This window comes from Labilibaculum sp. (assembly GCF_041595635.1).
In the GTDB taxonomy this organism is placed as follows: Bacteria; Bacteroidota; Bacteroidia; order Bacteroidales; family Marinifilaceae; genus Labilibaculum.
The window spans coordinates 58,404-79,605 of record NZ_JBFHJW010000010.1 but is presented as its reverse complement, the minus strand read 5'-3'; the positions used below and the strand labels follow the sequence as shown (position 1 = coordinate 79,605).

The following is a 21,202-nucleotide window of genomic DNA, read 5'->3' as shown; positions in this document are numbered from 1 at the left end:
TTACTTGATATGAAAAATATATTCTTCCTCTTGTGCTTATTTGTTGGTGCGAATAGTCTATTGGCTTCGACTATCGATAATGTAAAAGCAAGAGAATTTTTCGAAAACTCGAAACAAAAACTATCTCTTAAAAATGTTTGTTTGGACCTCGATCTGGAAATACTGGATAAAAAAGGAAATATAAAATCAAAATCCTTGTCGGTTGCTTTTGGCGAATTTAATCAGGAGAAAAAAGTGATGATCGAAATTACTGCTCCTGATGAAGTAAAAGGAACAAAAATACTAACTACCAATTACTTGGATAAAAAAGGGATTATTGAAATATATATGCCAGCTACAGGTAAAATTCAAAAATTCAGAGCAAATAATCGAAATTTAAAGTTGATGGGAAGTGAAATTCCAATTACACAGTTCAGCTCTATTGTCGAATCTGATTATTCATTTTCTCTTCTCGGAAATACAAATCTTAACGGTATAAGTTGTCACAAAATTAAAGTGCTAAAGCCAGATGAGGACGAGTATGCAATTGCTTTTGTATCGGTAAAGGAAGAATATTTATTGCGTGTTGAGAAATACGATAGTAAGGACCAATTGCAAAGCCTAACTGAATTATCTGATTACATGAAGGTGAACAACTCAAATGGCAAGTTTTATCCTAAATTGATTCGTGTAAGTAATTCAAAATCAGGTAAGAGTTCGAAAATGAAGGTTCGTTCGTTGGAATATGTGCAAAAAATGAATGATGCAGATTTTCAAATTATAAGTAATAAATCTTAATTAGTTCATACATAATTTAGTACATAGATAGTTATGTAACTATATTAATTTAATTGCTATGATTTTTCATTCATCTGTTGAGACTTTTTATTTTTTATTACCTTTGTTGGGTTTTATTATTGGATTGTTTGGAACCATGCTAGGCGGAGGTGGCGGATTTTTTTTTCTGCCAATATTAACTCTGTTTCTTGGGGTTCCCGCTCAAACTGCAGTTATTACATCGTTGGTGGCTACTTTGCCAATTGGTATTATTGGTACTGCATCGCATTATCGTAAAGGGAATGTAAATCCTCGTATTGGCTTTTTGTTTGCTATTGCAGGAATAATGGGTGCAATTGTAGGTGCAGGCATAACGAGTTTGATTAGCGAAAATCAATTGAAAGTAGGCTTTGGAATTTATTCCATATTAATTGCCTTTCATATGATTTATAATACCATTAAACAAGCAAACACAGAACAAAAAAATGGTGTTGTAGTTTTTGAAAAAGCAAAAGCATCATTCTTTGGTTTGTGTGCCGGATTAATTACCGGAACATTTGGAACCAGTGGAACAGCGCCTATTTTGGCTGGATTATTTTCCATGAATATTCCATTAAAAATGGTAATTGGCACCTCTTTAATGGTGGTTTTAACGAATAGTTTGTTTGCTGTAGGTGCACATTTTTTGGTAGGAACAATCGATCTTACTTTGGTTGGTTTTCTAACAATAGGATCGACAATAGGAGCCTTGCTAGGTCCTTTTTTATTGTCGAAAGTGAAAACTGATAAATCAGAAAGTAAAGTTAAATATATTTATGCATTAGTTATTGTTGCAATTGGAATTGCAATGATCATTGGCTAGGAAAACAGAGAGAAATGATTAAAATCATCTATGCCATTATCTTCACTTATTTTGTTTTGGGAGGAATTGGCTTTTATCTTATTAATCGAAAAAGAGAGCCCGAAGTGGCCAAAAAGAGTTATACGAAGTTTGCTTCCTACTTTTTGATTATTCACATCATCTTTTTTAGCATTATAATTCAACCCGAATTTTTTAGATTTCTGTCCGTAGGAATTATTTTTTGTTCCACGTTTGAACTAGTCAGACTTAGAACGTTCAGTCTTGCTAAGAAAAATGCTTTCTTTATGTTGTCTTTACTTATTTTCATCTTTTTGGCGGCGGGCTTTTTCATTTTTAGTGGTTTGCCTTGGGAAGTCATGTTGTTTGTTTTCCTGATTCTTTCGATTTTCGATAGCTTTAGTCAGATCAGTGGACAACTATTTGGAAAGAAAAAAATTTTTCCGACAATTAGTCCTAATAAAACACTGGGAGGATTGTTGGGTGGTGCCATTATTGCAATTGCTAGTTCGTTGCTATTGGGTAATTTATATGAAGGTGTGAGTCTTAAAACGCTATCGATGGCTATTGGAGTGGTGTTTTTTGCATTTTTAGGCGATTTGGCGGCTTCTTATTACAAACGAAAATACAGGGTGAAAGACTTTAGTAATCTGATTCCTGGTCACGGAGGGTTTTTAGATCGATTTGATAGCCTTATTGCTGGAGGTGCCTGGGGAGCATTTTATATTTATTTGTTGAGTTAATTAGAGAATAAGCATGAATAATATTGTAGTACTTTCATTTGTATATTTGGTAGGAATAGCTCTTTTGTTAGCATTTAATGAGCTTAACTATAGGAGGCTAAATATAAAAGGAGAAATCACGCGAAAATTTGCCCATTTTGCAGCTTGCTTGGCAACAGTGCCATTTCCGTACATTTTCACATCACATTGGTATATACTTGTATTGGCTTTGCTGTTTGGTGTTGTTTTGTTTATCACCCAATACAGTAATAAGTTAAAATCAATACATGATATTAAACGGAAATCGGTAGGAAGCTATTTGTTACCTCTATCTATTTACTTAACATTTTACCTTTCGTGTCGTTTAGGAATGAAGATAATTTATGTTCTGCCTATGGTAATTTTGGGTGTTTGCGATCCAATGGCTGCAATCCTGGGAATGAATATTAAAAAAATGAATGGACGAATAAAATTGTTGGGACATAAATTTAATAAAACATGGCTTGGCTCAGGAGCATTCCTTGCTACAAGTTTCGTGATTAGTATAATAGCACTTTATTTTAATAGGGAATTGTTCGATTTAAAAACGTTTTGGCTTGCTTTTGCCATTGCATTGGTGAGTACTTTGGCGGAATTTATCAGTTGGAGAGGATCGGATAACTTAACAATACCTTTAAGTGTTGTGCTCATGTTAGTTTTATTTTTATGATGTGTATTCGGTGAAAATAAATACGTAAATTATACATCTGTTAATGAATCGTAAATAAGAAAAGAAGATGAAGAGAGTAATTATCAACGGAGCTAACGGTTATGTGGCTTCTAATTTCATAAATGAATTACTAACGCAGGATTATGAAGTAATAGCATTGGTTAGAGACAGTAACAAGTGTTCTTCCGTAGATAGAATGAAGAATGCACTTGCTGAAATTAATGAAGCTGATTTTAGAGTGCCTGAAAATTTAACTGTTTACGGGTATTCACTTTTAGATAATAATTTTGGAATGGGACAAGAGCTTTTGGAAGATCTGTTTAGTGGTGATGTGGATTATTATCATTTTGCTGCTAGCTTAAAATATGATCTCAAATCGAAAGATGAAATATTTACAACCAATATCGATGGAGTAAAAAATTCATTGAATGTTTATTCCAAATTCTCGAATAAATCTTCCCGATTCTTTTTTATAAGTACTGCTTACTCTTGTGGTAAATTTAGTGGTGTTTTCGAAGAACGATTTTACGAGAATGAAGACATTTCGAAATTTCGTAACTACTATGAGCAATCCAAACGCTTTGCCGAAAATATCATTCGGGAATATAGGGAGACAAAGGACCTAGATATACATGTGCTTCGTTTGTCGCAGGTAGTAGGAAATAATCAGTCAGGGGTAACCAAAACCGATTATGGAATTTTCGACTTTGCCAAACGTGTTCACGGGCTGGCACTTCGGAATCCAAATTCAAAGGTAAGAGTTCGGGTTGATCCGGAATCAACTCAAAACCTGATTCCTATCGATACGGTAGTTCGTTATTTAATGAGAACAAAAGAGGTGCAGGAATTGCCTGTTATCATGAATTTTATTGCTAAAAATTCGACTGAAAATAAGCACATTATAAATAGCCTGTGCAAATTATTGCCCATTCATATCGAGCCTTCCGAATCCATCAAGAAGGAAGATATGAATGTGGTAGAGAGGATCATTTCTATTGGAATGTCGTTTACCGGAAGTTATGTGGGTACCAACCTGCGATTCGATACGAAAAATCTTGATCATCTTATTTCGGCTTCTAGTTCTTACGAGGCAAATGAGCGCACAATTCATAAAATGCTCGAGTATTTTCTGGATAACCTCTCTGATAAAAAAGGCAAAAAGGTTTATGTTCGTGCGAGTTAAATATTGAGGGTTAATTAATAATTAAATTGTTGAATTTTTGTTTTGCATCTACTTTGCAAAATTTATTTTAGATTTTATGAAAAAAATAATGGTTAAAGGAGAGAGCGTTTTAAACGTTCCAAACCTAATTAGTTTATACCGACTTTTAGTATTTCCAGTAATTTTATATACCGTACTTACGAAGCAGGAAAGTTTATTTGTTGTTTTATTATGTATTAGTTTGGTAAGCGATGTTTTAGATGGAAATATTGCTCGTTTCTTTAAACTTCAAACTCATTTTGGTGCCGCTCTCGATAACTTGGCAGATATTTGCACTTATGCTATGGCATTGTTCGGACTTTTCGTTTTTAAATGGACCGAGATTGAGCCTCATGCATTGATTCTTTATATTTTTCTTACTGTATTTGTACTGAGTTATTTTGTTTCTTTTTTCCGTTTTGGAAAAATTCCAGGTTTGCATTTATATTCTGCCGTTTCTGCCGGATATGTTCAAAGTATTTTCTTTTTTATTTTGTTCGTTTTTGGATTTTATCCATGGATGTACTACTTGGCAATTGGTTGGGGTGCTATTGCTTATGTTGAAAAAATCCTCGTTTTGTTTAAACTTGACGATATTAAAATTGGTGTAAAAGGATTGTACTGGTTGATGAAAAAAGAGGGCAAATAAGAACTTCAATGTTGCATAAAATAACAATAAGTATTTTACTTACTCTTTTTAGTTTTGGAATTTTTGCACAAGAAATTTCAGGCTATGTAAAAGATAAGGACAGTCAGGAAGCAATTCCCTTTGCCAATGTTTGGCTCAATGGAACTACGCAGGGCACAACAACGGATATGAATGGTTTTTTTCAGATTACCTCTCCGAAGAGTGATACTTTATGTATATCATCGGTTGGTTACAAGCCAGAAAAAATTGCATTAAAAAAAAGTGACTATCAGTTTGAGATTCTACTCGAAAATGATGTCATGCAATTGAGCGAAGTGCATGTCAAGCCAAAAATTCCCCGAGCAAAAGTGCTATTTGATCTGATTCAGGAGCACAAAAAGGAAAATCGTCGTCAAATTCAGAACATCAGCGATTACAAAAGCGTTGAAAATACAACTGTTTACATCGCTATTGATACAGCATCTAAAGTAAATCGATTTATTTCCGATATAAACGAGGTAACGCTCGAGTCGGAAGATAAAAGCCTTCGCTTTTCACCGATCTATTTGGCAGAGAAAGCAATGAGTTATACGGACGACAGCTCTGCGGTGGCTTTCAAAAAAAGAGATGGAATTTTTCCAAACCTCAATCAAGCAATTGAATCTATGATTTTAGATAATGTTGTTGTTGATTTGGATTTTTATAAGGATCAAATTAACATTCTGGATAGAGGATTCATATCTCCGTTGAGTAATTCGGCTATGATGTACTACCATTTGTATTATAACGATAGTACAATGGTTGATGATATAAAGTATTATAGCTTTTCTTTTGCTCCCAAAAACCCTTACAACCCATTATTTTCAGGGCATTTTATCATTGAGGATGGTAGTTTCGCATTGACCGAAATAGAGGCTAATATTCCTCAACAAGCCAACCTCAATTTTGTGAACGGATTTAAAGGGAAAGTAAAATACAAAAAGCGTCCCGAAGGAGGATGGTTCTACGAGGAACAAGAGGTTGGTCTGAATATGTCTCTGCGAATTAATAAGGATTCCCTTTCCAATTACAGTTCTAAACGAATGGATAATGTGAGTAGTGGAAACTGGTTAATTAGTAAAACAACTCGATATTCTACTGCTCAGCGTTTAAATGAAATAAAAGCAAGTGCCTGGAAAAATCAAGCCGAATTCGTTGCCAATGATGTGGAGGAAGAAAATTACGATCGGGTTGGAAAATTGAAGCAGGAAAGAGCTGTAAAAGGTGTTGATGCTATTGGTGGAATCGTGTTAAGTAGTTACATGAAAGCTGGTAAATTCGACATTGGTCCTGTTTTTAGTATCTATACAACCAATACAGTGGAAGGAACACGTATTACCGCTCCACTTCGTACCAATGAACGAATGTGGGAACGTTTTTCAATTGGTGGATTTTTGGGTGTAGGAACCAAAAGCAAAAAGTTAAAGTATGGATTGAATTTGATCTATCAGCCACAAAAAAGTGATGAGTTCATTATGCGATTCAACTATTCCGATGATTACAATCTAGTGTCTCAAGATAAATATTTGCGATTTATAAAGAACAATCCGAATATTAAGGGAAATAGTAACTTTATTGGATCATTTACCACTCGGGAGAAGAATCCCTATATCAAGGAAGAAAAATCGCTTGATATGAGGTTTGAGTACCATACAAAAAGTGATATGCATTTTGAATTTTCTCCTTACTTTTTATCGAGTACTACCACCCCTGATGTGTCTTTTGATCGGGATGGAGTTAGCTACACTCGTTATCAAAATTATGGTGTGCTGATGAATTATAAGTTAACTTTTCATCAGAATTTTGACAAGTACTATTTTGATCGGGTTTACTACATGAATCCAATTCCTATTATCAATTTAAGTGTTGATATTGGAAAAACATCAGTTTCGGATAGTGATGATAAATTTGGAATTTATACTCAACTAAATGGATCGATTCAGGGAAGAATTGTGATGGGACAGGTGTTTATGAATTACATGGTGAATGGTGGCTATTTATTTGGAGATGCTCCTTACGATTTGCTCGATATGCCTGTTGGCTCGATGTCTTTAGGATATGCAAAATATCGATTTAATTTATTGCATCATGCGTCTTTTGCTCATAATCTGTACATGAATACTCACTTGCATATAAATGGTGGTGGTATTGTTTTGAATCGGATTCCTCTGATTAAAGAATTGAAATTAAGAGAGATTGTTTCCCTGAAAATTCATCATGGAAAATTGAATCATTCTTACAAAGGAGTGTTTGATTTGCCTGATTACTATTCGAATGAGAAAAAAACGCCTTATGGTGAAATAGGATTTGGATTGGCTAATATATTTAAAGTTTTGCGTGTTGAATATGTTCGTCAATTAGGAGGAAAGTTCGAAGGAGAAGATTTTACCGATCGAAATGGGATATTTTTCAGAGCTGAGATGAGTTTTTAATTGGTGTTAGTATAGTTTACATGAAAGAAGTCAAAAATAAAGTCGTTTGGATAACCGGTGCTTCATCGGGAATTGGTGAAGAATTGGCTTATGCTTTTGCTCGCGAAGGTGCTTTTCTTGTTCTTTCTGCTCGCAATACCAAAAAACTAAAGCAAGTTAGAGAGAAATGTTTGCAGAAAACATCAAAATGCTGGCTGCAGGTAATGGACCTTTCGAATGTTGATCAGTTGGAAGTCAATGTAAATGACGTGTTGAAGCAAACAGGTAAAATTGATTTACTTATCAACAATGCAGGAAGAAGCCAACGATCACTTGCAAAGGAAACACCGTTAATGAACGATCGCAGTATTATGGAGTTGAATTTTTTTAGTGTTGTGGCTTTAACTAAATTGGTGTTGCCACAAATGCTGAACAATAGATCAGGACATATTGTTGTTGTGAGTAGCATTTCTGGAAAATTTGGTTTTCCTTGGCGGACTGCTTATTCGGCATCGAAACATGCGCTTCAAGGTTATTTTGAATCTTTACGAGCCGAATTGGTCAAAGACAATATTCAGGTGACCATTGTTTCGCCAGGAAGAATAAAAACCAACATATCGCGCAATGCGTTGATTGAAACAGGCGAATCGTACAATAAAATGGACGATGGTCAGGCTCATGGAATGTTGGCTAATGAATGTGCGAGTAAAATCCTGAGAGCCATAAAAAAGGATAAAAAAGAATTGTTGGTGGGGAAAAAAGAATTACTGATGGTTTATATCAGACGATTTTTTCCGGCCTTATATCATAAATTAGTAATCCGAATTAATAATTAAAGCCTTCAAAGCTTGCTATAAAATAAGAGATATTATGAAAAAAAATATTTGTGGCATTCAACAAGTGGGAGTTGGAGTAAAAGATGTTGATGAAGCATGGAAATGGTATCGAAGTGCATTTGGTATGGATATTAATGTTTTTGAAGATATTGCTACTGCTAAATTAATGTTACCCTATACCGATGGTAAAGAACGCGATCGGCATGCAGCTTTGGCCATGAATATGGAAGGTGGCGGAGGTTTTGAGATTTGGCAACATACCAACATCAATCCTAAGGCTCCTTGTTTTGATGTGAAATTGGGCGATACGGGTATTTTTATCAATAAGATGAAATGTCGTGATGTACAGAGAGCATATCGCAAACACAAAGAGCAAAAGTTTACCATTTTGGGTGAGTTGAGCAAAGATCCTGCAGGAAATGAACATTACTATTTAAAGGATCCTTACAACAACATATTCGAAGTTGTTGAGGAATCGAACTATTACAAGAAGCAGAAATCGGTAACAGGAGGTGTTGCTGGTGTTGTAATTGGAGTCTCGGATATGGAAAATGCAATGCGTGTTTATGCCGATATTTTACAATACAACGAGGTGATATACGATGAGTCGGGTTGTTTTACCGATTTTGTGGAATTGCCAGGAGGAAAAGAAAAATACCGACGTGTGCTTTTAAAGCATGAGCCCAGAACCGGGCCATTTGGAAAGTTGTTGGGACCTACTCAAATTGAATTGGTTCAAGCAATCGACCGCAAGCCACGCAAAATATTCGAGAATCGAATTTGGGGTGAACTTGGATACATTCATTTGTGTTTTGATATTCAGGGAATGGAATATCTGCAAAATGAATGTGCTGAAAAAGGTTTTCCATTTACTGTTAATAGTGCCGATAGTTTTGATATGGGTTCTGCTGCTGGCCACTTTTCTTACATTGCCGATCCTGATGGAACATTGATCGAATTTGTTGAAACACATAAACTTCCTATCATTGAGAAATTAGGTTGGTTTATGAAACTTAAAGGTCGAAATCCTAAAAAATCACTGCCTAATTGGATGGTAAATACCCTAGCATTTAATCGAATAAAAGATTGATTTATATCAATTCAAACATATAGTAATGCCGTTTCATTCATTTGAAACGGCATTTTTTACGATATGGAGTACTTCTTTCTTACGAGATAAAACAGCAAATTATTTTCATTTAAAATTAATTTATAGATGCAATCGGTTGTTGTATTTGGTGAATTAGGCTATTAGAGAAATAATTCTTTAATTTGTAGGGGATAAAAGAGTCTTAAATCCTAAAAGGGTGATTTTTGACTGATTTAAAGAGAATTACTTAGAGACATGAAAATGGATACCATAAAACACATTCCTGAAAATGGGAAAACTAGAATTGTAATTGTTGGAGGCGGTTTTGCCGGATTAAAGCTAGCTCGCCAACTAGTAAATACATCTTATCAAGTGGTTTTAATAGATAAGAATAATTTTCATCAGTTTCAACCTTTGTTTTATCAGGTGGCAACCTCAGGACTAGAGCCGAGTTCAATCGCCTTTCCATTGCGCAAGATTTTTCAAAAACGAAAAAATGTTCACTTCCGTATGGCCGATTTATTAGAGGTTAACCCCAATGTGCAGGAAATATATACCAGTTTAGGGAAATTAAAATATGACTATTTGGTGTTGGCTACGGGAGTAGATACCAACTACTTTGGGAATAAAAACATAGAAGAATTCGGAATTCCCATGAAATCGGTATCCGAGGCTATCTTTCTTCGGAATTCAATTTTGCGGAATTACGAAAAAGCATTGAATGAAGCTGATCCGAAAAAGGCAGCCAACTATATGAATATTGTATTGGTAGGTGGCGGTCCTACTGGTGTTGAATTAGCTGGAGCTTTGGCCGAAATGAAAACAGAAATCTTGCCCAAAGATTATCCTGAACTAGATTTTTCTTTGATGAATGTATATCTGTTCGAGGCTTCGGATCGATTGCTGAGCGGTATGTCGGAAAAAGCATCTGCGAAAGCGAAAAGCTATCTCGAAAAATTGGGCGTAATTGTAAAGACAGAGGCTAGGGTGGCCGATTATGATGGATTAAGAATTAGTTTGGCCGATGGAGAGGTGTTTCATTCGTATGCCTTGGTTTGGGCTGCAGGTGTTCTTGCCAATCCGATAAAAGGAATTTCGGAGTTGGCGGCCACTCGCGGTGGTCGTTTGCGTGTTGATCTATTCAATAAAGTAAAAGGATTTCATAATGTATACGCCTTGGGCGATTTGGCTTTTCAAAAGGAAGGTGATTATCAAAATGGACATCCGCAGGTTGCACAGGTTGGTTTGCAGCAGGCAGGAGTACTAGCTAAAAATTTTAAAAATATTCAAGTTGGTAGGGAAATGAAACACTTTCACTATAAGGATAGAGGATCTTTGGCAACCATTGGTAAAAATTTAGCTGTTGCTGATTTGCCAGGAATGAAAACACAAGGGTTTTTGGCCTGGATTCTTTGGTTATTTGTTCATTTAATGGCTATTGTGGGTGTAAAGAATCGCTTTTTTATTTTAATCAATTGGATTTGGAACTATTGGACTTCGGATCAGTCGTTGCGAGTTCTGATTAGACCCGATAAGCGGAGTTTTACCGATCGAGCGACAAAAAAAGCTTCTATTAGAGGAAAAATTAATATGAATTAGTAAGCTTGAAAGCATCAATTTTACTAGAGATTGATGCTTTCTCTTATTTTTGGCACAAGCTTTGTTTCTAATCAGACAAAGTATACCGGTACTTTATCTTTTTAAGATTCATCCCTACCAAAGGATGACAATAGTAAAAACCAGATGAGAGTGAATGAGTGGTTGAAATTTAAACTGCGAGAGAGCTATCTGGTTTACATCCTAAAAACAAAAGCGCCATGAAAAAGTCTATATTGTATAAGTTGGTAGCCAGTATAGTATTGGTTTCAACTATTTCGGTGAGTACAACAATTGCTAACGCTCAGCGTATATCTCAGGAGAATGATAAGACAATTTACGAGAAAAGTAGAAAATCAACTCGCTTAAAAAAGTCGGATAAAAATGAAAACTACAATAAGAGCAATTATTCTGCTCGATCAAACAATCAAAAGTACAAATCCTATAATCAGCCCAAAACTTACAGTAAAAATGATTCCTACAAAAAAAGGCAATGGAATCAAGCTCGTAATTTAGAAGCCTACAAAAATCAAAAGAATCGGAATCGAGGAGTAGTTTATACTCATCCATTGTCGAGAGATAGATTTGAGGGACATAAGTATCCAAAACAGGTGTATCCTCATTCTCGTTACAAACATTTTTATAATGATCGAGGACATAATTGTTATCAGCACGATCGATATGGTCGGGTAATTTTAAGATTTGCAGTAGCGCCTTTTGTTATCAGAAATAATTATGGTGATTACTACTATTCCGATGGAGATTATTATCGTTTTTATCCAGAAGTTGGTTATGTACATGTAGAAGCTCCAAGTTCCTTATATTTTTCACATTTGCCTGAAGATTGCCGTTGGATTTCACATCAGGGTCATGAATATTATACAAATGGAGAATTGTGTTTTGTGAGGCATCCTAATGGTTTTAAACTTGTAAAAAATCCAATTGGAATCCATTTATCGCTACGATTTTAACAAATAGATATATTTAACAGTATTGAAATGGACGAAAGTTCTTAAAGTGTAAAAATAAGGGGTGTACTTTTGAAAAAAGATAATTTTACGTCAATATGAATCAAAAGTACATCCTTTTTAGATGAAAAATGACGTTTTGTCCTTGGCTTGTGTGTAGATGGGGTACTTTTGAATTTCATATTTCCCCTGTTAAATTAGATTAGACGAAAAGAGGGTGTATTGGAGAGAAAAGTAGTTTTTATTTGCGAGAGGTCTATTCTTTTTAAGGGGGTGTCGATTAAAAGAAAATTTTAAGTGTCGAAAACGATTTCGAAAACCTGCTGTAAAGCAGGTTTTTTGCTTGAGGATGGGAGTTGTTAATATGTCTGTATGCCTTGTTATTGTTGATGTTTAAGTTCATTTTTTGTGTGTGGCTAAAATTCTTATTTCTGCTTGGATTTTCAATGAAAACTAGGCTATTTTATCTAAGAATAAGGAATAAGCGACAGTAACCTAATTAAAAACGGTTTTTTATGACAAGGGATGAATATTTAATGGATCCGAACAAGTTAGTTCAGTTCCTTCAGAAACCAAGTGGTGAGTTTACAAAAAAAGACATTGTAAAATATATCGCAGAAAACGGGATTAAAATGATTAATTTTCGTTACGTTGCTGAAGATGGAAAATTAAAGACCTTGAATTTTATCATTACAGGTAAAAGTCATCTCGATAATATTTTGTCTTCGGGCGAACGTGTTGATGGATCAAGTCTGTTTTCCTATATAGGAGCAGGTTCCAGCGATTTGTATGTAATCCCCAGATTTAAAACGGCATTTGTCAATCCATTTTCAGAAATTCCAAGTTTAGACATTCTTTGCTCGTTTTATACTGCAGAAGGGAAACCTATGGAGAGTGCTCCTGAGAACATTCTGAAAAAAGCACATGATGAGTTCAAAAAATCTACAGGTCTTACTTTTAAGGCAATGGGAGAGCTTGAATACTATATTAAAAGTCCAAATCATACTTTATATCCTGATCGTGATCAAAAGGGTTATCATAGTTCACAGCCTTTTACCAAATGGGAATTTTTACGACGCGAAGCCATGGTTTTAATTGCGCAATGTGGTGGAAAAATAAAATATGCGCATTCCGAAGTGGGAAATTTTTCGTCGGGAGAGGATGGCTATGAGCAGCATGAAATAGAATTTTTGCCTATAGAAGCAGAAGATGCGGTAGATCAGTTGGTTATTGCAAAATGGATTGTGAGGATGTTAGCTGCTCGTGAAGGAGCATTGGTAAGTTGGGCGCCAAAAATCACTGTAGGTAAGGCCGGTAGTGGCTTACATATTCATATGTTGGTTGAAAAAGATGGTAAAAATATTTGCATTCAAAATGGAAAGTTGAGCGATACAGCGAAGAAAATGATTGCTGGTATCATGAAATTGTCAGGAGCATTAACGGCTTTTGGAAATACCATTCCAACTTCTTACTTGCGTTTGGTTCCTCATCAGGAAGCGCCAACCTACGTATGCTGGGGAGATCGAAATCGATCCGTTTTGGTGCGTGTTCCTTTAGGTTGGGTAGGTGCTTCAGATATGATAAAGAGAGTGAACCCCTTAGAACCAGATGATGCAAGAGATTTTTCGAGTAAACAGACTTTTGAGTTTCGAGTGCCCGATGGTTCTGCCGATGTTTATTCTTTGGTGGCTGGATTGATTGTTGCAGGTCAGTATGGGTTGGAAATGGAAAACTCTTTGCAGGTAGCTGATGAATTGTATGCCGATATTGATATTTTTTCGGCTCGTTACAAAAGTAAATTGGATCGTTTAGAACAATTGCCTACTTGTTGTTGGGAAAGTGCAGACTGTTTGCTCGGGAAAAGAGATATTTTTGAGAATAATGGAGTTTTTCCCAAAGGAAGAATCAACGCTGTGGTTAGAAAATTAAAATTATATGAAGATAATGGGTTAAATGACCGAATTATGGGTAACGTTGATAAAATTATGGAGTTTGTAAATGAATACATTCACTGTATGTAAATCAACCTATGATTAGGTTTTTTAATGGGGGTAGTCCCGCAACTTAGGTTGCGGGACTTTTCTTTTTTATTCTTTGTAGGCAAAGGAATAAGACTCATCGTGCTGAGAAATATCCAGACCTTTCTTTTCAGAATATTCCGAAACTCTAAGGCTAACAAATTTATTGGTGATCCAATACAGAATATATGAGCCTCCGAAAGTGAATACACCAACAATTACCAAGGCTATAAGATGCATTATAAAAGTTTTTATTTCTCCGTGTATGAGCCCTACCTCATTGGCAAAAACAGAGGTTAAAATCATTCCTGTAATTCCACCCATTCCGTGAGCAGGAAACACATCAAGGGTATCATCTAAAGATGTTTTTCCTTGTAGAGTGATTGCGTAATTACTCACAATAGATGCGATCACACCAATAGTGATGGAAGCTCCAACGGTTACGAATCCTGCAGCTGGAGTAATGGCTACAAGTCCTACTACCAAACCAATTGCAGCTCCTAGCCCAGAAGGTTTGTGACCTCGTGCGCCATCCAGAAAAATCCAGGTTAACATGGCGGCGGCTGATGCGGTATTGGTATTTAGCAGGGCGAGCACTGCTGTAGAAGAGGCTTCAAGTGCCGATCCAGCATTGAATCCAAACCATCCAAACCAAAGCATTCCTGCTCCTAAAAGAACAAATGGAATGTTGGAACGTTTTTCGTTGTATTTCGATTTTGTACGTTTTCCTAAGAACATGGCTCCGGCAAGTGCTGCAAAACCAGCAGACATATGAACAACAGTTCCTCCAGCAAAATCTAAAACACCCATATTGCGAAGGAAACCATTAGGATGCCAGGTCCAGTGAGCCAATGGTGCATAAATAAAAATCGTGAAAAGACTTATGAAAATCATGTAGGATCTGAATCTTACTCTTCCCGCAAACGACCCGGTAATTAAAGCAGGAGTAATAATGGCAAATTTTAATTGAAAGAGGGCAAAAAGAGCAAATGGAATTGTTGGAGCCATTTCAGGATGAGTTTGTCCTCCAACATTTTGAAACATTAGGTAGGTAAAAGGATTGCCGACGATACCAAAACCTTCGGGTCCTATGCTTTCTCCAAATGCGAGACTAAAGCCAACAAGAACCCAAATCATACTTACAATTCCCATGGCAACAAAGCTCTGAAGAATGGTTGAAATGATGTTTCGTGGATCTACCATTCCTCCGTAAAAAAAGGCAAGTCCAGGGGTCATGAGAAGAACCAAAGCAGTTGAGGTTAGCATCCATGCGACATCACCCGAGACAATATTTGGATCGCTAGCTCCAAATTCAACATTAGGAACAAATATTCCAATAATCGACACTACAATAAGTAGCAAGAAGGCATAAAGCCACTTTTTACTGTTTTTCATTACAATAAAGATTTATAAAATGTACAAAATCCGGTTGGTGTGATTATGGATTGTAGTCCGTCAAATTTTACGCTTCAGCGTTAAAAATAGGTCAAAAAAGGCAAATTGCCTAATTGAATGTAAGATGTAGTTCAAATTAAAGGTGTGAATATTGAGTGATACCCTTGTTTTGTGAGGGGTGTTGGAAAGGTTTGTGTTTTTTTAAAAAGGATGAATTTAAATAAGCACGAAGAGGGCTGAAAAAAAAGACTCCAATAGTTGGAGTCTTTTTTTTAGTCTTTTTCAATTCGTAACTGATGAACCAGATATTTTCCAGATTCGCTCTTGAGAAGGAAATTCACCCTGAAATTGCCTTTTTTTGTAAGCAAACTGCCAATTACATATCTGGCTTCAGGTTTTCCGCCAACATGTTTCTTTTTAAAATCGGTAGGTGGAAATTCTTTAAAGAATTTTGCCATGATTTGTTTTGCCTGCGATTTACTGTAAATAGCCTCTTTATCTTCAATAGTTAATTGTATTCTATTGCCAAAAAAATTAGCTAAGCTTATGCTATTGCCCTGTTTAAAGGCAGTGATCAATTCTCGTGGTAAATTGTCCTGATTTTGAGAAATGGCTGTTGAGGAACAAACTAAAAGAAAGAAGATTCCTGTAAATATGTATTTTATAGATCTCATATGAATAATTTTCAACTTAATATCATATACCTTTACACAAATACTGTGCGAAAAATACATTGCAAGATAAAAAAAATCTGAAAGTCTTTTTGGTAATCAGGAAATATTTGATCCTTATGATAGTCAGGGAAAGTTTCTTCGCTTTATTTTCTTTTTTCCTTAGGCTTGGTTAGCTTGATGTTTTTTTGATAAATAGTAGAATGAATTTTAGATGTTTATGTGTTCAGAAATTGTGGATGTTTTTTCTGAACAAATAACGAAGTTAAACTTGTAAATACTAGATAAATGAAAATTGTTCTTTTAGTGATAGGGAAAACTGATAAGGATTTTGTGAAAAATGGGATTAAAGAATACCAAAAGCGGCTAGAGCACTATCTTCCTTTTGAAATAAAAATAATTCCTGATATAAAAAATACAAAGAATCTTTCTGAAGATCAGCAAAAACAAAAAGAGGGCAGTTTAATTTTGGATAAAGTTAAAGCGGGAGATACACTACTGCTACTTGATGAGGGAGGAAAAGAATTTTCTTCACTTGGATTCTCGAAGTTTGTGGAACAAAAAATGATTGGAGGAGTGAAAAATTTAGTATTTGTAATTGGAGGTCCTTATGGATTTTCTGATGAGGTATATGCAAAAGCGCAGGGCAAAGTTTCTCTTTCGAAGATGACCTTTTCGCATCAGATGATTCGAATGATTTTTACTGAGCAGTTGTATCGGGCTATGACAATTATAAAAGGGGAACCATATCATCATGTTTGATGTTTTGAACTTATTATGCTAATTTGTGTTGATTTTAGCACGAATTTTGTTTCGCTTATAAAACATTTTTAAAGCTTCAACCTTGAAAAATAAACTCCTCATCTATTGTTTGGCAATTTTTTCATTGCTATTTCTTATGTTGGCAATTTTAGCCGATAATCACTTTGGGCAAAACGATGGTTCGCAGAAAGTAAGTAAGCAAGCTCAGGAAGTATTTGAGAAGAAAGAGCAGCTATTGACGAAAGATTTGTTTGAATTGCAGAATGCACTGGCTAGTGAGGAGGGAGTATTAAAAGAGTATCATAATTTTTCAAAATTCGAAAAGGAATTAAAAAAAGATGGCTTTGTGCTTTTGGCCTATAAGCAAGATAGTTTATTATTTTGGAGCGATAATTCCTTTTTATTGCCTGATAAAACGATTCTGGAAAAAGTCGATTCATTGGTCTTGAGGCTGAAAGATGGTTTCTATTACCTCCAGAAACAGAAGCGAGATTCTGTAGAATTGTATGGATTCCTGCTTTTGAAAAAAATCTATCCGTATCAAAATAAATTTCTGAAAAACCATTTTGGCCCAGGTTTTTTCATTCCAGAACTATTCGATATCTCCCTTGACAAATATTGTGGAGCTCCCGTTTATCATTCCAATGGAGATTATCTATTTTCTTTAGTGGATGAAAGTTTGGGGTTTGCCCCCAGAAGAGTACAGGTAGTAATCGGAGTGTTGTACCTCCTATCTATCTTATGTTTTTTATTGGTAGGAAGTATTTTGTTAAGGCAGATTAAAGATTTGAAATTAGGGATTTTTGCCTTTTTACTTTGGGGAATTAGCTTGTTCTTGATTCGCTACGGCATGTTATTTTGGGGTGTTCCCTTGGTTTTTTCCTATCTCGAAGCTTTTTCTCCTGTTTTGTTTGCCAGTTCATTCTTTTTCCCATCTCTTGGTGACTTTGCCATCAATGCATTTTTCTTGTTCATTTTCATTTACACCTATGGTCGATTCATAAGAAGCAATCAGAATATTAAAAGTAAAAAATCAGTCTTCTTTTTATTCCTGATTTTATTGCATTTAATTTTCTTTTATCTACTCTATTTTTTTATTGGAAATTTGTTTGAAAGCTTGGTTTTAGATTCTAGTTTTAACTTGCAAATGTTTGTGTTTCAGGAAAATAAGATTTATGTATTTCTTGGTTTTTTGGTTTTGGTATTTTTATTTTATACACTCGGGCAGCTTGCGAATATAGTTGGATCCATCGCTTGTAATCATTGGAATGTTAAAAAATATCTACTTGTTGTTATTCCTTTTTCCATTCTATTTAGTTCGGTACTTTACTTTTTAAATCCGATGACATTCGGTTTTCTAGATTGGCTTTTTCCTATATTACTGATATTGGTTGTAGGATTACTCAATTACCAAAAGGAATCGGGAGCTAGATATTCGCTTTATGTAATTCTACTTCTGGGAATATCGGTTTTTGTAACCAGTTGCATTAATTCGTATTCTAAACAGAAAGAAAAACAGGATAGAAAGGTTGCTGCCATGAATCTTTCTACTGAATATGATCCAACATCTGAAACTCTTTTGTTCGAAATTCAAAAAAAAATAGATCAGGACTCCGTTTTAAAGGAATTGTGTAAGCAGCCTTTTAGAAATGAGATTGAAATAGCAGATTATATTCAAAATAATTTCTTTACCGGATTTTGGGAGCAGTATCAGCTTCAGGTTACTATTTGTGGTGATATGGATGATTTGAAAATCGAACCAGATGATCAAATCAGAAATTGTTTTGATTTTTTTGAAGAGATGATTCTTACCACAGGAGAGCCAATTCCCAATAGCGATTTTTACTACCTGAATGAGTTCGATGGAATGGTTTCCTATTTAGGTGTGATTCCGAATCTGGCAACTAATTCTGAAGATGTGAATATCTATCTTCGTCTCGATTCAAAAGTAGGAGATGAAGGATTGGGATATCCCGATTTATTGTTAGATGAAAAGGTAACACTAAGACCGATTGGTAATGATTATTCTTACGGAAAATATCACAATGGAAAGCTCATTGCGTCTTCTGGGGATTTTAACTATTTTATGAGTAGCTCTGTTTTTGGCAATAATTCCGAAAATTTCTTCTGGAATCAGATCGACGGCTATGATCATTTAATTTATCAGTTCGATAATAATGCTGTTGTTATTAGTTGTCCTGTCGTTTCGCTTTACAATCGTGTCATAACTATTCCTTACGTTTTTCTTCTGATTTATGCTTTTGGGTTTTTAATTTGGATGCTTGAAAGTATTTCTTTCCGCTTGCGATTTAATTTAAGTTTTAAATATCGCATCCAATATTCTATTATTGGTCTGCTCATGCTTTTCTTTTTGCTGTTGGGTGGTGGTTCGGTTTACTACAACATGAATCAGGCTAAACAAACCAATAACCAAAACTTACAGGAGAAATTACAGTTGGTAAAGCGCGAGGTAATTGGTGAATTGTTAAGTGATAATCCCAATCATAAAGAGGAACTTTCCAATCGGCTGCAACTTTTATCCAATTTAATTTTTGCAGATATTCATTTGTACAACTTATCGGGCGAGTTAATTTCAACTTCCAGGAAAGAGATTTTTGAGAAAAATCTTCAGGACAAGCGGATGAACTTTGCGGCTTACTATCAACTTTCGATTAAGGGGAGAACGCATTTTATTCACAACGAAAAAATTGGAGAAATGACTTATTTATCGGCCTATGAATCCTTAGTCGATGAAAGTAATGAAACAATTGCCTATGTAAACTTGCCTTACTTTTTAAAAAGTAAAGAGCTCGAGAAAGAAATGTTTGATTTGATTCTTGCAGGAGTAAATCTTCATGTTTTAATGATTTTGTTAGCCATTTTTCTTTCCGTGATCACGGCGAACAAAATTACGCATCCGCTACGTATTATTCAGAATCGATTGAAAGCAACTCGTTTTGGTTCCTATGGAGAACAAATAGAGTATACAAAAAATGATGAGATTGGGAGTTTAGTGAAGGAGTACAATCAAATGTTGGTTGAATTGGAAGAGAGTGCTTCACGTTTGGCAAAATCGGAAAGGGAATCGGCATGGCGCGAAATGGCCAAGCAAATTGCTCACGAAATAAAAAATCCGCTTACCCCAATGAAGTTGAGTATACAGTTTTTGCAAAAACGATTAGAGGAGCAATCCCCTAATTGGGAAGAACATTTTAATCGGGTTAGTAAAACATTAATCGATCAAATTAATGCCTTATCATCTATAGCCACAGCTTTTTCTAATTTTGCAAAAATGCCTTTGGCTAAAAATGAGGCTGTAAATTTGGTTGATATTTTAGAGCAAACACTCGATTTGTTTAAGAATGATGATTTGTATTTAAAATTAAATGTGAATTCCATTCGGGATGCTAATATATTTGTAGATCGAGAGCAGTTTGTGCGTGTTTTTGTCAACCTAATCAAAAATGCCATTCAGTCTATTCCTGATGGAACTGTTGCTCGTGTAAATATTCATTTGGAAGAGTTGGGCTCTTGTTATCAGGTGCGAGTGATTGATAATGGTTCTGGAATAAGCCCAGAGATTAAAGAAAAGCTGTTTTACCCTAATTTTACAACCAAATCGAGTGGTATGGGATTGGGTTTATCCATAGTGAAAAATATTGTTGAAAATGCTCATGGAAGCATTTGGGTTGAGTCGGAAAGAAATAATGGGGCTTGTTTTATTGTTCGAATTCCAAAAAATAAAAAAGTATAAATGATGAATATTAAAGTTCTTGTTGATAATACAGCGGCTCAAGGTTTTGAAGCTGTACATGGTTTTTCTGCACTTATTGAAGCGGATGAAAGAATCTTGTTTGATGTTGGTCCAACTTCTCTTTTTTTAGAGAATGCTGCCAAAATGAATCTTAATTTAGACGAGCTTAAAACCATCGTTTTGAGTCACGGACATTGGGATCATGGTGATGGTTTGCAGTTTATATCGGGAAAACGCTTAATAACACATCCAAATTCATTTTGTTTGCGCTATCGGAAGGAAGCTAAATCTATTGTTGGTTTAAAATTATCAAGAGAAGAAATGGCTGCAAAATTTTCTTTAGAGGAATACAAATCGCCTTATTGGATCAGCGATAAAATGGTTTTTTTAGGTGAGATTCCGAGGAAAAACGATTTTGAATCACAATCGACTACCTTTTTATTGGCCGATGGTTCTCCAGATTTTGTTACGGATGATTCAGGAATCGCTATCAAAACTAATAAAGGTTTAGTGGTGATTAGTGGATGTGCTCATGCCGGAATATGCAATACTGTAGCCTATGCCAAAGAAATGTGTGGTGAAGAGAAAGTCTATGCAGTTTTGGGAGGTTTTCATCTGAAGAAAATCGATGAGGTTTTTCAAAAAACTGTGGCCTATTTTCAGAAAGTAAAATTGGAATTGTTAGGAGCAACTCATTGTACTAGTTTTGCTGTTCAGGATGAATTTAAAAAATATTTTAACACGATAAATCTTGAGGCTGGTGTTGAAATTGAACTTTAGAACCTGT

Annotated in this window: 17 protein-coding genes; 15 read left to right on the top strand and 2 right to left on the bottom strand. The window is 35.2% G+C overall.

Going from position 1 to position 21,202, the window contains the following annotated elements; all coding sequences use genetic code 11:
* Nucleotides 1-9 precede the first annotated feature (9 nt).
* From ABYT26_RS05010 to ABYT26_RS04955, 12 genes are all read left to right on the top strand, one after another.
* Complete coding sequence (locus tag ABYT26_RS05010) at nucleotides 10-777, top strand: outer membrane lipoprotein-sorting protein (protein ID WP_372751795.1); 768 nt, start codon at nucleotides 10-12, stop codon at nucleotides 775-777.
* 58 nt (nucleotides 778-835) lie between these two features.
* Nucleotides 836-1,618, top strand: coding sequence for a sulfite exporter TauE/SafE family protein (locus ABYT26_RS05005; RefSeq protein ID WP_372751794.1), 783 nt, complete (start codon nucleotides 836-838; stop codon nucleotides 1,616-1,618).
* 14 nt (nucleotides 1,619-1,632) lie between these two features.
* A complete protein-coding gene (locus ABYT26_RS05000; protein WP_372751793.1) occupies nucleotides 1,633-2,358 on the top strand; it encodes a phosphatidate cytidylyltransferase in 726 nt (241 codons plus the stop codon).
* Between the two features lie 13 nt (nucleotides 2,359-2,371).
* Nucleotides 2,372-3,046, top strand: a complete 675-nt coding sequence (locus ABYT26_RS04995; RefSeq protein WP_372751792.1) for a diacylglycerol/polyprenol kinase family protein — start codon at nucleotides 2,372-2,374, stop codon at nucleotides 3,044-3,046.
* Nucleotides 3,047-3,113: 67 nt separating this feature from the next.
* Nucleotides 3,114-4,229 carry an SDR family oxidoreductase gene (locus ABYT26_RS04990; RefSeq protein WP_372751791.1) on the top strand — a complete coding sequence of 372 codons (1,116 nt, stop codon included), beginning with the start codon at nucleotides 3,114-3,116 and terminating at the stop codon, nucleotides 4,227-4,229.
* Between the two features lie 76 nt (nucleotides 4,230-4,305).
* Nucleotides 4,306-4,896, top strand: coding sequence for a CDP-alcohol phosphatidyltransferase family protein (locus tag ABYT26_RS04985; RefSeq protein WP_372751790.1), 591 nt, complete (start codon nucleotides 4,306-4,308; stop codon nucleotides 4,894-4,896).
* 8 nt (nucleotides 4,897-4,904) lie between these two features.
* Nucleotides 4,905-7,346 carry a DUF5686 family protein gene (locus tag ABYT26_RS04980; protein WP_372751789.1) on the top strand — a complete coding sequence of 814 codons (2,442 nt, stop codon included), beginning with the start codon at nucleotides 4,905-4,907 and terminating at the stop codon, nucleotides 7,344-7,346.
* A 20-nt stretch (nucleotides 7,347-7,366) separates the two neighbouring features.
* Nucleotides 7,367-8,161: an SDR family oxidoreductase gene (locus tag ABYT26_RS04975; protein WP_372751788.1), complete on the top strand. Its 795-nt coding sequence runs from the start codon at nucleotides 7,367-7,369 to the stop codon at nucleotides 8,159-8,161.
* Nucleotides 8,162-8,195: 34 nt separating this feature from the next.
* Complete coding sequence (locus tag ABYT26_RS04970) at nucleotides 8,196-9,251, top strand: VOC family protein (RefSeq protein WP_372751787.1); 1,056 nt, start codon at nucleotides 8,196-8,198, stop codon at nucleotides 9,249-9,251.
* A 261-nt stretch (nucleotides 9,252-9,512) separates the two neighbouring features.
* Nucleotides 9,513-10,850, top strand: coding sequence for an NAD(P)/FAD-dependent oxidoreductase (locus tag ABYT26_RS04965; protein ID WP_372751786.1), 1,338 nt, complete (start codon nucleotides 9,513-9,515; stop codon nucleotides 10,848-10,850).
* A gap of 218 nt (nucleotides 10,851-11,068) precedes the next feature.
* On the top strand, nucleotides 11,069-11,818 hold the full coding sequence (locus tag ABYT26_RS04960) for a DUF6515 family protein (protein WP_372751785.1): 750 nt from the start codon (nucleotides 11,069-11,071) through the stop codon (nucleotides 11,816-11,818).
* A 512-nt stretch (nucleotides 11,819-12,330) separates the two neighbouring features.
* Nucleotides 12,331-13,836 (top strand): glutamine synthetase family protein, encoded by a 1,506-nt coding sequence (locus ABYT26_RS04955; RefSeq protein ID WP_372751784.1) that lies wholly within the window; start codon nucleotides 12,331-12,333, stop codon nucleotides 13,834-13,836.
* Between the two features lie 66 nt (nucleotides 13,837-13,902).
* Here ABYT26_RS04955 and ABYT26_RS04950 read toward each other — a convergent pair whose 3' ends face one another.
* Both ABYT26_RS04950 and ABYT26_RS04945 read right to left on the bottom strand, forming a co-directional pair.
* On the bottom strand, nucleotides 13,903-15,228 hold the full coding sequence (locus tag ABYT26_RS04950) for an ammonium transporter (RefSeq protein ID WP_372751783.1): 1,326 nt from the start codon (nucleotides 15,226-15,228) through the stop codon (nucleotides 13,903-13,905).
* A gap of 272 nt (nucleotides 15,229-15,500) precedes the next feature.
* Nucleotides 15,501-15,902, bottom strand: coding sequence for a DUF4783 domain-containing protein (locus ABYT26_RS04945; RefSeq protein WP_372751782.1), 402 nt, complete (start codon nucleotides 15,900-15,902; stop codon nucleotides 15,501-15,503).
* Nucleotides 15,903-16,187: 285 nt separating this feature from the next.
* On the opposite strand from ABYT26_RS04945, the gene rlmH reads away from it, so the two are divergent.
* The 3 genes from rlmH to ABYT26_RS04930 all read left to right on the top strand — a co-directional run bounded on the left by rlmH (nucleotide 16,188) and on the right by ABYT26_RS04930 (nucleotide 21,195).
* The gene (gene rlmH, locus ABYT26_RS04940; protein WP_372751781.1) at nucleotides 16,188-16,661 is read left to right on the top strand and encodes a 23S rRNA (pseudouridine(1915)-N(3))-methyltransferase RlmH; all 474 of its coding nucleotides are present in this window, start codon (nucleotides 16,188-16,190) and stop codon (nucleotides 16,659-16,661) included.
* 82 nt (nucleotides 16,662-16,743) lie between these two features.
* Nucleotides 16,744-20,415 (top strand): ATP-binding protein, encoded by a 3,672-nt coding sequence (locus tag ABYT26_RS04935; RefSeq protein ID WP_372751780.1) that lies wholly within the window; start codon nucleotides 16,744-16,746, stop codon nucleotides 20,413-20,415.
* The gene (locus ABYT26_RS04930) at nucleotides 20,416-21,195 is read left to right on the top strand and encodes an MBL fold metallo-hydrolase (RefSeq protein WP_372751779.1); all 780 of its coding nucleotides are present in this window, start codon (nucleotides 20,416-20,418) and stop codon (nucleotides 21,193-21,195) included.
* Nucleotides 21,196-21,202: the final 7 nt, after the last annotated feature.

Coding starts and splice junctions, on each gene's coding strand:
- ABYT26_RS05010 (WP_372751795.1), top strand. CDS start 10: ATGAAAAATATATTCTTCCTCTTGTGCTTATTTGTTGGTGCGAATAGT.
- ABYT26_RS05005 (WP_372751794.1), top strand. CDS start 836: ATGATTTTTCATTCATCTGTTGAGACTTTTTATTTTTTATTACCTTTG.
- ABYT26_RS05000 (WP_372751793.1), top strand. CDS start 1,633: ATGATTAAAATCATCTATGCCATTATCTTCACTTATTTTGTTTTGGGA.
- ABYT26_RS04995 (WP_372751792.1), top strand. CDS start 2,372: ATGAATAATATTGTAGTACTTTCATTTGTATATTTGGTAGGAATAGCT.
- ABYT26_RS04990 (WP_372751791.1), top strand. CDS start 3,114: ATGAAGAGAGTAATTATCAACGGAGCTAACGGTTATGTGGCTTCTAAT.
- ABYT26_RS04985 (WP_372751790.1), top strand. CDS start 4,306: ATGAAAAAAATAATGGTTAAAGGAGAGAGCGTTTTAAACGTTCCAAAC.
- ABYT26_RS04980 (WP_372751789.1), top strand. CDS start 4,905: ATGTTGCATAAAATAACAATAAGTATTTTACTTACTCTTTTTAGTTTT.
- ABYT26_RS04975 (WP_372751788.1), top strand. CDS start 7,367: ATGAAAGAAGTCAAAAATAAAGTCGTTTGGATAACCGGTGCTTCATCG.
- ABYT26_RS04970 (WP_372751787.1), top strand. CDS start 8,196: ATGAAAAAAAATATTTGTGGCATTCAACAAGTGGGAGTTGGAGTAAAA.
- ABYT26_RS04965 (WP_372751786.1), top strand. CDS start 9,513: ATGGATACCATAAAACACATTCCTGAAAATGGGAAAACTAGAATTGTA.
- ABYT26_RS04960 (WP_372751785.1), top strand. CDS start 11,069: ATGAAAAAGTCTATATTGTATAAGTTGGTAGCCAGTATAGTATTGGTT.
- ABYT26_RS04955 (WP_372751784.1), top strand. CDS start 12,331: ATGACAAGGGATGAATATTTAATGGATCCGAACAAGTTAGTTCAGTTC.
- ABYT26_RS04950 (WP_372751783.1), bottom strand. CDS start 15,228: ATGAAAAACAGTAAAAAGTGGCTTTATGCCTTCTTGCTACTTATTGTA.
- ABYT26_RS04945 (WP_372751782.1), bottom strand. CDS start 15,902: ATGAGATCTATAAAATACATATTTACAGGAATCTTCTTTCTTTTAGTT.
- rlmH (WP_372751781.1), top strand. CDS start 16,188: ATGAAAATTGTTCTTTTAGTGATAGGGAAAACTGATAAGGATTTTGTG.
- ABYT26_RS04930 (WP_372751779.1), top strand. CDS start 20,416: ATGATGAATATTAAAGTTCTTGTTGATAATACAGCGGCTCAAGGTTTT.